General features: G+C 73.0%; 13 protein-coding genes. 3 read left to right on the top strand and 10 right to left on the bottom strand.

What is annotated here, in order from left to right; translation table 11 throughout:
- Nucleotides 1-501: 501 nt before the first annotated feature.
- The gene (locus tag ACWDXC_RS00005) at nucleotides 502-1548 is read left to right on the top strand and encodes an AI-2E family transporter (protein ID WP_449976339.1); all 1047 of its coding nucleotides are present in this window, start codon (nucleotides 502-504) and stop codon (nucleotides 1546-1548) included.
- Between the two features lie 21 nt (nucleotides 1549-1569).
- On the opposite strand, the gene ACWDXC_RS00010 is transcribed toward ACWDXC_RS00005, so the two are convergent.
- The 8 genes from ACWDXC_RS00010 to ACWDXC_RS00045 are packed head-to-tail and all read right to left on the bottom strand — an operon-like array spanning nucleotide 1570 to nucleotide 8732.
- On the bottom strand, nucleotides 1570-2256 hold the full coding sequence (locus ACWDXC_RS00010) for a DUF6597 domain-containing transcriptional factor (RefSeq protein ID WP_449976341.1): 687 nt from the start codon (nucleotides 2254-2256) through the stop codon (nucleotides 1570-1572).
- A 33-nt stretch (nucleotides 2257-2289) separates the two neighbouring features.
- Nucleotides 2290-3135 (bottom strand): hypothetical protein, encoded by an 846-nt coding sequence (locus ACWDXC_RS00015; RefSeq protein WP_449976344.1) that lies wholly within the window; start codon nucleotides 3133-3135, stop codon nucleotides 2290-2292.
- A 54-nt stretch (nucleotides 3136-3189) separates the two neighbouring features.
- Nucleotides 3190-4362 carry an ABC transporter permease gene (locus ACWDXC_RS00020; RefSeq protein ID WP_449978122.1) on the bottom strand — a complete coding sequence of 391 codons (1173 nt, stop codon included), beginning with the start codon at nucleotides 4360-4362 and terminating at the stop codon, nucleotides 3190-3192.
- Nucleotides 4363-4382: 20 nt separating this feature from the next.
- Nucleotides 4383-5045, bottom strand: coding sequence for an ABC transporter ATP-binding protein (locus ACWDXC_RS00025; RefSeq protein ID WP_449978125.1), 663 nt, complete (start codon nucleotides 5043-5045; stop codon nucleotides 4383-4385).
- On the bottom strand, nucleotides 5045-6118 hold the full coding sequence (locus tag ACWDXC_RS00030) for a peptidoglycan-binding protein (RefSeq protein ID WP_449976347.1): 1074 nt from the start codon (nucleotides 6116-6118) through the stop codon (nucleotides 5045-5047). The genes ACWDXC_RS00025 and ACWDXC_RS00030 overlap by 1 nt, the downstream gene beginning before the upstream one ends.
- Nucleotides 6119-6123: 5 nt before the next feature.
- The gene (locus ACWDXC_RS00035) at nucleotides 6124-6639 is read right to left on the bottom strand and encodes a hypothetical protein (RefSeq protein WP_449976349.1); all 516 of its coding nucleotides are present in this window, start codon (nucleotides 6637-6639) and stop codon (nucleotides 6124-6126) included.
- 24 nt (nucleotides 6640-6663) lie between these two features.
- Nucleotides 6664-8055, bottom strand: a complete 1392-nt coding sequence (locus ACWDXC_RS00040) for a sensor histidine kinase (RefSeq protein ID WP_449976351.1) — start codon at nucleotides 8053-8055, stop codon at nucleotides 6664-6666.
- Nucleotides 8052-8732 (bottom strand): response regulator transcription factor, encoded by a 681-nt coding sequence (locus ACWDXC_RS00045; RefSeq protein WP_219517227.1) that lies wholly within the window; start codon nucleotides 8730-8732, stop codon nucleotides 8052-8054. Before ACWDXC_RS00045 ends, ACWDXC_RS00040 begins: the two co-directional genes overlap by 4 nt.
- 324 nt (nucleotides 8733-9056) lie before the next feature.
- Here ACWDXC_RS00045 and erm point away from each other — a divergent pair, with 324 nt between their 5' ends.
- Nucleotides 9057-9779 (top strand): ErmE/ErmH/ErmO/ErmR family 23S rRNA (adenine(2058)-N(6))-methyltransferase, encoded by a 723-nt coding sequence (gene erm, locus ACWDXC_RS00050; RefSeq protein ID WP_449978127.1) that lies wholly within the window; start codon nucleotides 9057-9059, stop codon nucleotides 9777-9779.
- On the opposite strand, the gene ACWDXC_RS00055 is transcribed toward erm, so the two are convergent.
- A complete protein-coding gene (locus ACWDXC_RS00055; protein WP_375074853.1) occupies nucleotides 9754-11136 on the bottom strand; it encodes a hypothetical protein in 1383 nt (460 codons plus the stop codon). The two genes, erm and ACWDXC_RS00055, sit on opposite strands and share 26 nt — an antisense overlap.
- Nucleotides 11137-11242: 106 nt before the next feature.
- On the opposite strand from ACWDXC_RS00055, the gene ACWDXC_RS00060 reads away from it, so the two are divergent.
- Complete coding sequence (locus ACWDXC_RS00060; protein WP_449976356.1) at nucleotides 11243-12844, top strand: molybdopterin-dependent oxidoreductase; 1602 nt, start codon at nucleotides 11243-11245, stop codon at nucleotides 12842-12844.
- A 3-nt stretch (nucleotides 12845-12847) separates the two neighbouring features.
- Here the strand turns inward: ACWDXC_RS00060 and ACWDXC_RS00065 are convergent, their stop codons facing one another.
- Nucleotides 12848-14644, bottom strand: coding sequence for a chitinase (locus ACWDXC_RS00065; protein ID WP_449976358.1), 1797 nt, complete (start codon nucleotides 14642-14644; stop codon nucleotides 12848-12850).
- Nucleotides 14645-14722 lie beyond the last annotated feature (78 nt).

Here is a 14722-nt window from a genome sequence, read left to right on the forward strand (position 1 = left end):
TAAGCACGCCGCCAGCGTTCGTCCTGAGCCAGGATCAAACTCTCCAAAAAAGGTTTGATACCAGGCAACATTATCTCCGTCATATTTGACGAGGTGTTGCATGAAAAACTTCATGCACTGGCTTTTGACACACTGTTGAGTTCTCAAGAAACGGACGCTTGCTCCCCAGTCCTGCGAGAGGCGCTCATTTCGTTGTGTCTTAATTCTTTCAGCCGTTCAAGTCTCTGTCAAATTGACCGGACTTGCTCGACCTGCGGGAATTTCGACCGCCCCGTCTCCGGAGCAACCCTTCTAACTTACTCCGAACTCCGACTCTTGTCGAATCGGCGCCCCGTGGACGTGAAGCATCCACGGACCGGAGGTGGTTGGAGGAGGTGCCCTGGGCGAGTCCGGTGATCACACCGTCCTCGCGGGACTGGTGAACTCTATGTACGGCTCCCGCAACCGTCAAATCGGCGGCGCGCGGCGGTGTGTTCCCGAGGGCAGGGGTAGGAACCCCGCGTGAATGATCAGCCGGTGCCCAGAGCGCTCATCGTCCTGATGGGGATCGCCGGCGCGGTGATCGCACTGTTCGGGATCCGCGAAGTGTCCTCCATCGCCGGGCCGGTCATCCTGGCCCTGGTTCTCGTCATCGCGGTGTCGCCGCTGCGCGGGTGGCTCGCCAGGCACGGCGCGCCCGTCTGGATCCAGGTGGCGGTGCCGTTCCTCATCCTCGTGCTGGTGCTGCTCAGCATGGCCGCGGTGCTGACGGTGTCGGCGGTGCAGCTCACCACCCTGATCAGCTCGTACGCGGGGAAGTTCAGCGAGTTGCTGGGCGACGCCGAACGGTTCGCGGCCTCGCACGGCATCAGCGACGCGCAGATCGACCGCGCCTTCGACAGCTTCGACCCCGAGCGGCTGCTCGGCATCGCGCAGAGCCTGCTGGGCGGCGTGATCGGGGTGCTGTCGAGCCTGTTCCTCATCGTGGTGCTGCTGCTGGCGATGTGCCTGGACGCGCCGATCACCTCGCGCATCCTCGCGGCGGGCGAGGGGCGCCGGCGGGGGCTGGTGATCGCGCTGGCCGGGTTCACCCACAAGACGCGCCGCTATCTGATCGTCTCGACGGTGTTCGGGCTGCTCAACGCCGTGCTGGACGTCATCGCGCTCACGCTCATCGGGGTGCCGCTGCCGCTCCTGTGGGGGGTGCTGGCGATGATCGGCATGTACATCCCCAACATCGGCTTCGTGCTGAGCCTGATCCCGCCCGCGCTGCTGGCGCTGCTGCACGGCGGGGTGAAGGAGATGCTGCTGGTCGTCGCCGCCTACGGGGCCATCAACGTGGTGACGCAGTCGTTCATCCTGCCCAAGTTCCTCGGCGACGCGGTGGGGCTGTCGACGACGATGACGTTCCTGTCGCTGATCCTGTGGACGTTCGTGCTGGGGCCGCTGGGCGCGATCCTCGCGATCCCGCTGAGCCTGCTGGTCAGGGCGCTGCTGATCGACAGCGACCCGCGGGCCGAGTGGGCGGGGGCGCTCATCTCCAGCAAGCCCGCGAGCCTCCCCCGGTAGCCCGGTAGCCCGGTAGCAGGGTCAGCCGGTGGGCACCAGGCGGCGCAGCGTGACGCCGCTCAGCCGCTTGACGTCGTTGGCCAGGTGGGCCTGGTCGGCGTAGCCGGCGCGGGCGGCGACGTCGGCGAGCGGGACCCCGGCCCGGGTGAGCCTGAGCGCGCGCTGGAACCGTACGACGCGTTGGAGGGTCTTGGGCGCGTAGCCGAAGCCGGTCAGGGAGCGGCGGTGGAGCTGGCGGACGCTGAGCCCGAGGTCCCACGCCGTCTCGGCGACCGTGCGGCCGGTGCGCAGGCGGGCGGCGATGGCGGGGACGGACGGGTCGGGGGCGGCGGTGCGGCGCAGCCGCGTCTGCACCACCGCGAGCAGCGCCCGCAGGGGGTCGTCCGGCGGGTCGGCGGGCAGCCCGGCGAGGGCGTCGAGCGCGGCGGCCGGGACGCGCTGGTCGCGCAGCTCCGACAGCGGCACGCCGAACACGTCGCCGGCGGCGCCCGGCTTGAAGCGGACGCCGGCGAACCGGTCGCCGGCCCGCATCGCGACCGGGGCGGGCCGGGTGTCGGGCCCGGCCACGAACGGCCCCCGGGGGCCCCAGATCAGGTCGACGCAGCCGTCGGGCACCACCAGCTGTGCCCGGTCGTCGTCGCTGACCTGCCGCCACAGGCAGGCCACGCGATCGGCCAGCGCCGGCTCCGGACCCCGTTCCGCGTACATGCCCCCAGGCTACGCACGGGCACCGACAGAACTTCAGAGGCGCCCGTACGCCCGCAGGGTGTTGAGGTTGGCCACCGTGATGTAGCCGCCCCACTCGTGCCGCACCAGCGGCGTCCACATCTCCCAGTTGGGCGCCCAGCCGCCCTCGTCGTCCTGGTCGCGCAGCATCACGTCCAGGTGGCGCTCCAGCACGGCGGCCTCGAACAGGGGCAGCGTGAGCGGCTCCGGCGCGAAGTCGAGCGGGTAGTGCACGTGGCCGGGCTGGTCGGGTTCGAGGGAGACCGCCGCCAGCAGCGCGGGCTTGAGCCGGGCGAACTCGGCGAGCGCCCGCTCCCTGTCGGGTACGTGTTCGAGGAAGGTGAGCACGGCGCGGGCCTCGTACTGCTCGGTCTTGTCGGTGATCCGGGCGATCCGCGACCAGCAGAAGTCGGTGGCGGGGCCGAGCCACGGGTGGGTGACGCCGTGCTTGTGGAGCAGGCCCGCGAGCGGGGCGGTGGGGTTGAGGTCGGCGGGCGGGTCGTCGGGCGTCTGCCACCAGGGAGCGCGCGGCTCACCCGTGGGCAGCATGAACGGGACACCGCCCTCGGGGGTGCTGACGGCGGCGAGGTAGTCGCAGGCGGCGGCCACCATCGGGTCGCCGAACGCGTCGAGCTCGTCCAGCAGCCGGAAGGCGACCTCGACGGGCTGCGGCTGGCTGCCCGCGCCCCGCAGGTCGGGCTCCAGCGCGTGGCCGAAGCCGCCGTCGGGGTTCTGGTAGGCGCGCAGCGCGCCGGCCACCCGCTCGCGCGAGCCGCCGGCGAACAGCGCCTCGAACCTGAGCCTGTCGATGAGTCTGGCGTGCAGCCGCAGGTAGCCGGCCGCACGGTCGAGAACGTCCATGCGGCCGACGGTACGCCACCGGCCGCCTGGTTCTCTTGTACGAATCGGCCCTCGTCAGGGAGCGGCCAGCGCTTCCGTGGGGGACATGCGGGCGGCGCGGACCGCCGGGTAGAAGCCGGCCACGCCGCCGATGACGAGCGTGGCCAGCACTCCCCCGGCCATCGCCCACGCGGGCACGGTCGCGGGCCAGCCCTGGAGGCTCGCGTAGGCGGCGGTGACGAGGATGCCGAGCGCCACGCCGCCGACGCCGCCGATGGCCGACAGCAGCAGCGACTCGGCGAGGAACTGCAGCCTGATCTGGCCCCGGGTGGCGCCGAGCGAGCGGCGCAGGCCGATCTCCGCGCGGCGTTCGAGCACCGAGATGACCATCGTGTTGGCCACGCCGACGCCGCCGACCAGGAGGGCGACGCCGCCGAGGCCGAGCAGGAGGGCGTTGAGCGTGGCGTCGGTGGCCTGCTTGGCGGCGAGCACGTCCGACGGCCTGGACACCTCGACCTCGTTCGGCGCCCGCGGGTTGGCGGTGGCGGCGAGCACGTCGCGCACCGCGGTCACCGACGGCTCGCCGGCCCTGGCGTAGATCGTGGTCGGGTAGCCGTCGAAGTCCAGCCGCTCCTCGGCGACGGGCCAGCCGACCAGGGCCGCGGTGTCGAGCTCGGGGGCGAGCGGGACGTGGGCGAGCACGCCGACGACCGTGAACCACTGCCCGCCGAGCCGGACCCGCTGGTCGGGGCCGGCCTGGACGACGCCGAGCCGGTCGGCGGCCTTGGCGCCGAGCACGACGGCCGGGTAGCGGTGGGTGGCCTCGTTCAGCCAGACGCCGGTGGTGAGAGTGGCGTTCACGTCCGCGGGCAGGTCGAGGCGGGCGGCCAGGACGGAGATGCTGCCCGACTCGCTCTCCGGGATGTGCTCGTTGCGGTAGACCTTGGCCGGGGTGCGGCCGGTGGCGGTGACCGAGGTGACCGGGCCTATCTGGCCGATCATGCCTTCGGCCTCGGCGGGCAGGTGGGCGTCGGCGCCGAAGAGCGTCTGGCCGGGGGCGACGGTGAGCAGGTTGGTGCCGAGCTCGGCGAGCTGCCGGTTCAGGTCCTCCCGGCTGGAGGCGGAGATGCCGACGACGCCGAGCATGGCGGCGATGCCGATGGCGATGCCGAGCGCCGACAGGAACACGCGCAGCGGTCTGGCGCGCAGGCCGGAGCCGCCCGTCCTGATCACGTCGCGGGGGCGCATGCGGGGGCTTTCCAGGACGTTCACCGGCGTGCCCCGTCGAGCATCCGGCCGTCGAGCATCTCCACCTGGCGGGGCAGCGAGGCGGCGATGTCGCGGTCGTGGGTGATGACGACGACGGTGGTGCCCGTGGCGTTGAGCTCGCGCAGCAGGTCCATGACGCCGGCGCCGGAGCGGGAGTCGAGGTTGCCGGTGGGCTCGTCGGCCAGCAGCAGGTCCGGGTCGCCGACGACGGCGCGGGCGATGGCGACCCGCTGCCGTTCGCCGCCGGACAGCTCGTGCGGGCGGTGGCCGAGCCGGTGGCCGAGCCCGACGCGCTCCAGCGCCTCGGCGGCCCGGTCGCGGCGCTCGCGCAGCGCGGGCCCGTTGTAGAGCAGGCCGTCGGCGACGTTGTCCAGTGCCGGGACCCCGGCGGCCAGGTGGAACTGCTGGAAGACGAAGCCGATGACGTTGGCGCGCAGGGCCGACAGCTGCCTGTCGCCGAGCGTGCCGACGTCGTGCCCGGCGATGCGGACGGTGCCGGCGGAGGGCCGGTCCAGGGTGCCGAGCATGTTGAGCATGGTCGACTTGCCGGATCCGGACGGCCCGACGATGCCGACGAGCTCGCCGTGCCCGATGCTCATGGTGACGCCGCGCAGGGCGGCGACGTCGCCGTACTCCTTGCGCACGTCGGTCAGCTCGGCGATCACGTGGGCACCGCCACGGTGACGCCCTCGGCGATGCCGGTGACCTCGACCTGGCCGTCGGCGAACATGCCGGTCTCCACGGCGGCGTAGCGGGTGGCGGGGCCCTCGACGACCTGGACGCCGTAGCCGCCCTCGGCGAGGGCGACCAGGGCGCCGACGGGGACGGCCAGGACGTTCTCGCGCTGCCGGGCGACGATCGTGACCTCGACGGGGGCGCTGTCGTAGGTCTTCTTCAGCCCGGGCACCGACACCTCGACCTCGACCGTGGTCGCGGTGTCATCTGCGTCGCCGCTCTGCTCCGCGACGCGGCCGACGGCGGTGACCTTGCCGTCGACCTCGGTGCCGTCGGGCAGCTCGACGGTGGCGGGCATGCCCTTGCGCACCAGGTGGCTGTCGGCCACGTCGAGGTCGACGAGCACCCGGCGGGCAGTGCCCGTGGCGGTGAGCACGGGGCCGGCCGCGCTGTCGCCGAGCGCCTTCTTGAGCTCGGCGACGCGCAGGGGGCCGCCGGCCACGACGACGTCGCCGGGCTCGACGCGGCCGGTGACGTCGAGGCCGAGGTCCTCCTGCCAGTCCTCGACGGCCTCGCGGGTGGCCCAGGTGTAGGCGTCGTCGACGTCGAACCCGGTGTAGCCGAGCTTGGCCAGGTTGCGTTCCAGGAGCTTGACGTCGGCGCCCTCGACTCCGTCCTGGAGGGTGCGGTAGAGGGGCATGGCGCCGTAGAGGAGGGGGCGGCGGTCGGCGTCGACGCTGTAGACGGCGCGGCCCCGGGTGATGGTGGCGCCCTCGGCGGGCAGCCAGGTGATCGTGCCCTGCGCCTTGGCGGTGACGGTCGTGGCGGGGCCGTGGCCGAGGGCGCCGTCGACGGTCTTGGTCTCGGTGAGGGTCGTCCTGCTGACGGTGGCGGTGGCGGGCGGGGTGCGGACGGCGGCGGCCGGGCCGGTGGCGTCGCCGCCGAAGCCGAGCGCGGCGGCCGTGACGGCGGCGGCGAGCAGGGCGGCGCCGGCGGTCCAGGCGACCGGGCGCACCAGCGACCGCCGGGGCCGCGACAGGGGTTCCGGTGTGCGGGCCATCCTGGTCACTTCCGCTTCCCGTTGCGGGGCAGCCGGTCCTGGCACGTGTCCATCGCCTTCCGGAACGCGGGGTCCTCCGGGTCGATCCGGCCGTCGGCCTTGAGCCTGAGGCCGCTGCCGGGCTCCGGGTCCGGCATGTCCACGCCGTTGTCGCGCATGCACTTGGCGAAGGCGCGCATCCGCTCCTCGTCCTCGGGGGTGAGCTCGCCGCGGTCCTTGAACGGGGCCAGCGAGCGGCAGGCGGCCATGGCCCTCTCGAACTCCGCCTTGCCCGCCTGGGCCTTGCCGATCACGCGCACGTTCCCGCCCGGCTCGGGGTCGGGCATGTCGACGCCGTGCTCGCGCATGCACGCGGCGAACTTCCTGCCCTGCTCCTCCGGGTCCGCCGTGGCGGCCGGGGAGGCGGAGGCCGTCGGCGCGGCCGAGGCGCTCGACACCGAGGCGACGCCGGTGGCGGGCTGCTGCGTCCCGCATCCCGCGGCCAGCGCGAGCAGGGCCACGGTGAGAAGTGTTCGTCTCATGCCCCCGACGGTGGCGGGCGCGGATCAGAGCAGGCTGGGAGCCGCCTGGGAACCAGGTAGGAGCACCGAGAACGTGGCGCCCCGGCCCGGCGCGGTGTCGACGTCCACGCTGCCGCCGTGAGCGCGCACGATGGCGGCGACGATGGCCAGGCCCAGGCCGTTGCCGCCGTCGGACCTGGATCGGCCCTGGCTGATCCGGTAGAGGCGGTCGAACAGGTGCGGGACGTGCTCGGGCGCGATGCCGGGGCCGGTGTCGGCGACCTCCAGCACGGCCCGCCCGGCCCGGCTGCCGACGCGGACGGTGACGGCTGCCTCGGGCGGGGTGTGGGTGAGGGCGTTGCCGATGAGGTTGGCCGCGACCTGCCGCAGCCGGGCCTCGTCGCCCAGGGCGGAGACGGGGGCCAGCGCGCCGCCCAGGCCGGCCAGCCTGACCTGCCGGTCGGGGACGCGGGCGCGGGCGTCGCGGATGGAGTCGGCCGCCACCGCCAGCAGGTCGACCGGCTTCCGGTCCAGCGGCCGTTCCTCGTCGAGCTGGGCGAGCGTGAGCAGGTCGTTGACCAGGACGCTCATCCTGGCGGCCTCGTCCTCGATGCGGCCCATCATCTCGCCGGTGTCGCCGCCTCCCCGGCGGTAGAGCTCGGCGAAGCCGCGTACGGAGGTGAGGGGGGTGCGCAGCTCGTGGGAGGCGTCGGCGAGGAAGCGGCGCATGCGGGCCTCGGAGGCGGTGCGGGCGGCGATCTCCGACTCGACGCGGTCGAGCATGACGTTCATGGCGGCGCCGAGGCGGCCGGCCTCGGTGTGCGGGTCGGGGGCGGGCACGCGGCTGGCGAAGTCGCCCCGGGTGATGTGGCCGGCCGTGCGCTCCATGCGGGTCAGGGGGCGCAGGCCGAGGCGTACCAGGGCGTCGCCGGCGAGTCCGAGCAGGAGCAGCACGAGCGCGCTGACGGCGGTGGCGATGGCGATGCTGGAGGTCCTGACCTGCTCGGCCTCGGCGAGCGACTGGGCGACCACCCACACGGTGCCGTCGGGCGACGGGGTGACGAGCACCCGCCAGGACGCGCCGGTCGTGCCGGGCACGGTGTACGGGGCGCCCACCCGCAACGTCTCGATCGCGGGGCCGGGGCTGCCCGCGCCGGGCGTCTGGGCGATGATGCTGCCGTCGGCGGCGAAGACGAGGATGCGGAGCTGGCTGGCGAACCGTTTGGCCAGCACACCGCTCTTCACGACCGCCCCCGACGGCTGGACCCGCTCCCCGCTGATCTTGCTGAGGCCGGTGAGCTCCTTGTCCACCCGGCCGACCATGGTGTTGTGCAGCAGCGTGATGCCGAACACGTTGGCCAGCACGAGCGCGACCGCGGTGAGGGCGAGGACGGCCATGACCAGGCGGGTGCGCAGCGTCCAGGTGGCGGGTCTCACCGGGGTGTCCTGAGCGTGTAGCCGAAGCCGCGCACGGTGTGGATGAGCTGCGGCTCCCACCGGTCGATCTTCTTGCGCAGGTAGTAGACGTACGACTCGACGATGCTGGAGTCGCCGTCGAAGTCGTAGCGCCAGACGCTGTCGAGGATCTGCGCCTTGCTGACGACGCGGCCGGCGTTGGCCATCAGATACTGCAGCAGGTTGAACTCGGTGGGCGACAGCTCGACCGGGACGCCGCCGCGCCGCACCTCGTGGGCGGCAGCGTCGAGCTCCAGGTCGGCGTAGCGCAGGACGTCGTCCGGCGGGGCCGGGGTGCGGCTGCGGCGCAGGATGGCGCGGATCCGCAGCACGACCTCCTCCAGGCTGAACGGCTTGGTCACGTAGTCGTCGGCGCCGAGCGTCAGCCCGCGCACCCGGTCCTCGACGGCGTCGCGGGCGGTCAGGAACAGCACCGGGACGCGCTCGCCGAGCCGCCCGGCGACCTCGAACCCGTCGATGTCCGCCAGCATGACGTCGAGCACCACCAGGTCGGGGTCGAACTCGCGGGCGGCAGCCACCGCCTCGGCGCCGGTCTCGGCGGTCCTGACCTCGAAGGAGACCAGGCGCAGCGTTTGCGAGAGCAGGGCGCGGATGTTGGGTTCGTCGTCGACGACGAGCACCCTGGCCGGACGGTCCATAAGCCAAGGAATACCTCAGGGACTTCAATGCCAGCTCAAAGCGGATTTAATCAGTTGCCGCCCCGGGGCGGCTCTTCCTAGCATCAGCCGCATGTTCGGCACCGTCTACATGCGCATGCGCCGCAGCCGGCCTCTGGCCCGCTAGCGGACGACTGAGCGCGTCCGCGGCGCGCCCGGGGCCCTTCGAGCTTCCCATCGACTCGAAGACCCGAGAGGGCGAAAGCTGTGGCGCAGAACTTCGCGCACGGAAACTATTCACACACCCAGAAGAAGGCCAGGAGCTCCGGCGGTGGCCGCACGCCCCGGGATCGGGCGCGGCGCGAGCTGTCGCAGAACTTCCTGGTCGACAGGCATGCCCTGGAGCTGGTGGTCAAGGCCGCCGCACCGGCCGGGCCCGTGCTGGAGCCCGGGGCGGGCGAGGGCGCGCTCACGCTGGCGCTGGCCGAGGCCGGGGCCCAGGTCACGGCCTACGAGATCGACCCCCGGCTGGCCGGCAGGCTGGCCTCCCGGACGCGCGACGATCCGCGGATCGACGTGGTCCGGGGCGACTTCACGGCGGCCCGCGCGCCCCGCGAGCCGTTCGCGGTCGTGGGCAACATCCCCTACGCGGTCACGTCGAGGATCGTCGACTGGTGCCTGCGGGCGCCGGGGCTGACCTCGGCTACCCTGCTCACCCAGCGGGAGTACGCCCGTAAGCGCACGGGCGACTACGGCCGCTGGAGCCTGGTCACGGTCGAGTCGTGGCCGTGGTTCGACTGGCGGCTGGGCGAGCGGGTCGGCCGGGAGAGCTTCCGGCCGGTCCCGTCGGTCGACTCGGCGATCCTGCGCGTCGAGCGCAGGCCGGAGCCGCTGGCCGGCTCGCGCCGCGACTATCAGGCGCTGGTCGAGCTGGGCTTCAGCGGGGTCGGCGGGTCGCTGCGCGCCTCGCTGCGGACGCGCTACGAGGGCGTGGACGCGGCGCTCGCCGCCGCGGGCGTGGCCCGCGACACCGTGGTCGGGTACGTGCGACCCGACCAGTGGATCACCCTGTACGACCGGCTGAGGTGAGGCCGCCCGGGCCCGCCGGGGTGGCGGGCCCGGTCAGGCCGGGCGCCTGCGGCTTGCGCCGGCCCCACGGCATGGCCAGCAGCAGCACCGGCAGCAGCACGATCGAGGCCCGCGACCAGTCGGCGTGCAGCACGCCCCACGCCTCGCCCCTGTACTGCGTCATGTAGATGTAGCCGTAGGCCGACCAGAGCGAGACGCCGAGGATGGCCGGCCAGGCGAACCGGGTCGGCCTGGCGACCAGGAACGGCATGAACCACAGCAGGTACTGGGCGCCGAGCCGGGGCGTGACGACCATGAAGATGAGCAGGATCGCGATCGTCATGTCGATCGGGTCGGCGCGCCGCCAGACCAGGATCGCGGCCACCACGCACGCGTAGATCAGGTAGGTGCCGAACGTCGCCAGGTCGGGCCGCAGGTCCCAGTGGCCGCCGGTGAAGTGCGGGGTCCAGCCCCACTCGCCGACGATCGGACGGATCGACTGGATGGTGCGGATGACCTCGGGGATCTGGTCGAACGCGGTGCCGGCGAACACCGGCAGCGTCACCAGGAAGAACAGCGGCACCGCGCCGGTCGTGAACAGCGCCACGATCCGGGAGCGCAGGTGGGGCAGCAGCAGCAGGAAGCCCGGGATCAGCCAGATGGGCCAGCTCTTGGCGCACAGGGCGAGCCCCATGAGGACGCCGGCCAGCGCGGCCCGCTTGAGGTCGGCCCGGTCCGTGGGGCCGGGCCGCAGCGCCTGGAGCACCATGCGCGGCAGGACCCGCAGCCCGCCTTCGGAGACGGCCTGGCGCACCCGGCCGACGGCGGCGTCGGTGACGCCCACCCGGTGCGGCGAGCCGGGGCCGCGCGCGACGACGAACGCGGCCACGCCGAACACCAGCGCCACCGGCTCGACCTGCCCGTGGATGGAGGCGACCAGCAGGGCCAGCGGGTTGAGCGCGTACTGGAAGGCGCGCAGCGACGCCTTCGGGCCGCCGGCGAGCTTGGCCACGAGCGGGATCAGCACGATGTCGGCGACCACGGTGACCAGGCGGCCGGCGTAGTCCCACGGGATGCCGAGCCAGAGCAGGATGCCGTAGACGTAGGGGATCGTGGGCAGGAAGTGCCAGCCGCCGTTGCTGGCCAGCACCGGATCCTCGCCGCGCAGCACGGCCTCGCCGGCCGGGCGGAAGCTGTTGACGTAGTCGACCGGCTGCCACTGGGTGTCGGTCGCCGCGGTGAAGAGCAGCAGGACCCGCACGGCGATCCCGACGAGGATCGCGACGAGCAGGGACGGCCGCCAGTCTCGCCACTGGGCGATCAGGGCGAGGACGACACCGGTGACGAGGACGACCCCCGTGAGGACTGCGTGTTCCATGGCGGAATCTAGAGTGCCGTACGCGCCCGCATGCTGCCACATTCTTATCCCCGACATGCCGGGTCGTACGGCGTCAGAACATGACTGTCTGTGCTGAACTTTTTCCATGGGGGGATCGCAGGTCAACCAGGCGCTGGTCAGGCTCTATTTCGAGGCACGGGAGGGGCCGGGGGACCCGGTGGCCGCCTGGGCGGAACTCACAGCCAACTCGGAGGTTTACCGCCGGGCGCGCGGCGGGCGGCGGGTGCCGCTGGACGACGGCACGGCCGCCGAGCTGGCCGCCGCCGCGATCGTGCACACCGCGTCCGAGCACGGCGCGGACCAGGTGGCGGCGCTGGCGACCGCGCCGCTGGCCGGGCTGGTGGCGGGGCTCGGCGGCGCGGTGCTGACCGAGCAGTCGAACGCGCCCGCGCAGATGCTCGGGTCGGGCTATCGCGGGCCGCGCCCGGAGGACTGGGCGCGCGCGTCGTACGTGCTGCTGTGGGGTGAGAACAACCGGACCGTACGCTCCCCCGACACGCCGTGGGTGATCGCCGGGCGCTACAAGGGGCAGAAGGTGGTGGCGATCGGCCCGCACCCGACGCGCCTGTCGGACGAGACGGTGGTGGTGCGGCCGGGCGCCGACGGGGCGCTGGCCATGGCGGTCGGGCACGTGCTGCTCAAGGAGTTCTACCTGGACCGGCCCGCGTTCGCCGCGCAGGCGCTGGCGGGCACCGACCTGCCGCTGCTGGTGCGGCTGCGCGAGCGCGGCGGCGCGCTGGTGCCGGGCGGGCTGCACGGGGGCTCGGCGGGGCGGCTGAGCCTGTACGGCGAGGAGGGGGCGGACGGCGTCGAGGTGCTGCTGCCCCGGTTCGACGCGGGCCCGGACGTGCTGCGGCGCGGGGTGCCGGCGACGTCCGAGGGCGGGCAGCTGGTGACGACGGTGTTCGACCTGCTGCTGGCGGTGTACGGGGTGGTCAGGCCGGGGCTGCCGGGCCGGTGGCCGTCGGGGTACGACGACCGGGACGAGCCGTACACGCCGGGCTGGCAGGAGGCGTGCACGGGCGTGGCCGCGTCGCGGGCGCTGAAGATCGCGCGCGAGCTGGGGGTGACGGCGGAGAAGACGGGCGGGCGGTGCATGGTGGTGCCCGGCCGGCTGGAGACGCCGCACGCCGACACGGCCTACCGGGCGATGCTGGCGCTGCTGGTGCTGACCGGGTGCCGCGAGGGGTGGGCGCAGCCGGCGGGCGGGACGGACATCCCGCTGGTGCCGTACCTGTGCCTGCACGCCTGCGGCGAGGACCGGGCGGACGTGGGGGCGCTGAGCTGGGCGTTCGGCGACGGGCTGTTCGAGCGGCGGACGGCGCGGTCGATGCTGCTGGAGGCGGTGGGCGACGGGCTGCCGATGGCGCCGCCGCCCCGCGTGCTCTGCCTGCCGAGGTGGATCTACCCGCTGCCGCCCGAGGTGGACCTGCTGATCGGGCCGGACGACCGGTGCGACCTGGCGCCGCCCGACCCCGGCCTGGTCGCCGACGCGGTGGCCAAGCTGTCGGCCGGGCACGCCGGTCACACGGGGCACGCCGGGCGGCCGGACGTGCCGGAGCCCGGCGGGCGGCGGATGCGGCTGCTGATCGACCACGCCTGGATGCACGAGTACGGCGAGGCCCTGCCCGTCTACCGCCCGCCGGGCGCCGGCCTGCCGATCAAGCCGACGCACCTGGTGCGGTGAGCCCTACTGGCGGTCCAGGTAGGCCCGGTGGCTGCGGGAGAACTCGTAACCGTTGTACTTGTCCCAGTTGATGGACCAGGTCATCAGGCCGCGCAGCCCCGGGTAGACCCCGCGCGGCTTGTACGGCCCGCAGTTCGTGCCCTTGGACAGGCAGTCGAACGCCTTCTGCACCTCCCCGACCGTGGTGAAGCCGTTGCCGGCGTTGGGCGAGGCGGGCAGGCCGATGGCGACCTTCTCCGGCGGCAGCGCCGGGAACCGGTTGGCCGCGTTGCCCATGATGGGGAAGCCGGCCAGCAGCATGTCCGTCATGGCCACGTGGAAGTCGTGGCCGCCCATCGTGTGGTACTGGTTGTCGAGCCCGGTGATCGGCCCGGAGTTGTAGTCCTGCACGTGCAGCAGGGTCAGGTCGTCGCGCATGGCGTGGATGACCGGCAGGTAGGAGGCGCTCCTGCGGTCGGCCGTGCCGTTCGGGCCGGGGCCGTAGAACTGGTAGCCGAGCTGGACGAAGAACGTCTCCGGGGCCATCGTCAGCACGAAGTCGGGCCCGTACCTGCTCTTGAGGGTCTTGAGCGCCTGGATGAGGTTGACGATCACCGGGGTGGTGGGGTTGGCGAGGTTGGTGTCGCCCTGGTTGAGGTAGAGGGAGTGGCCCTCGAAGTCGATGTCGAGGCCGTCGAGGCCGTAGCGGTCGATGATGGCGCTGACCGACTGGACGAACTTGTCGCGGGCGGCCGTGGTGGTGAGCTGGACCTGGCCGTTCTGGCCGCCGATGGAGATCAGCACCTTCTTGCCCTGGGCCTGCTTGGCGTCGATGGCGGCGATGAAGTCGGCCTCGGGCTCGACGTTGGGGCACTCGGCCACCGGGCACTGGCTGAAGCGGATGTCGCCGGAGGTCACCGAGGTGGGCTCGCCGAAGGCCAGGTTGATGATGTCCCATTCGGCGGGGACGTCGCTCATGCGGATGTAGCCGGAGCCGTTGGCGAACGAGGCGTGCAGGTAGCCGACCATGACCCGTTCGGGCAGGTCGCCGCCGTCACCGCCGCCCACCGTGGTGGTGCCGGTCACCTCGCCGGTGTACGGGGAGCAGTTGCCGGCGGCGTCGCAGGCGCGGACCTTGAAGCGGTAGGCCGTCTGGGGGGTCAGGCCGGTGGCCGTGTGGGTGGTGCCGGTCGTGGCGGCGGGGGCGCCGCCGTTGCGTGAGACCTCGTAGCGGGCGACGCTCCCGGAGTTGTCGGTCGAGGCGCTCCAGGTGGCGGTGAGGCTCGTGCTGGTGGCGTTGCCGACGGCGAGGTTGCCGGGCGTGCTCGGCGCCTCGGTGTCGGGCTGGCCGCCGGGGCCGTCGAGGATCACGTCGTCGAGCAGGTACGCGCCGGTGCCGTACCAGCCGTTGACGTGGATGGCGACGCTGGTGGTGGTCGCGCCGGTGGTGAAGGAGGTCTTCAGCTGCTGCCACTGGGCGCCGGGCTGGCCCCAGGTGCTGGCGTTCACGCCGGTGCCGGTCGCGCCCAGGAAGACGTAGCCGCCCTGGACCCAGGCGGAGAGCTGGTAGGCAGTGCTGGGCTGGACGGTGATCGTCTGCTGACAGCGGGCGAAGTCGGCGCCGGCGGGGGTGCCGCGGACGGCGCCGGCGCCGCCGTGCACCGGGGAGGAGACGGCCTCGGCCGACGAGCAGGTCCAGCCGGACAGGCCCGACTCGAAGCCGGGGTTCAGCACGATGTTCGCGGCCAGGGCGGAGGTGGGGTGGAGGGCGGTCAGGCCCAGCGCGAGGGCGGCCGCCGCCGCGAACCCTCGGAACTTCATGGTGATCCTTCCTTGTCTGGCATGAGAAAGGGAGGGCGCCGGCAGGTGTGGCGCCCTCCCCCGTCGATCACCTGCCGG

Source organism: Nonomuraea sp. NPDC003214, from assembly GCF_053590035.1.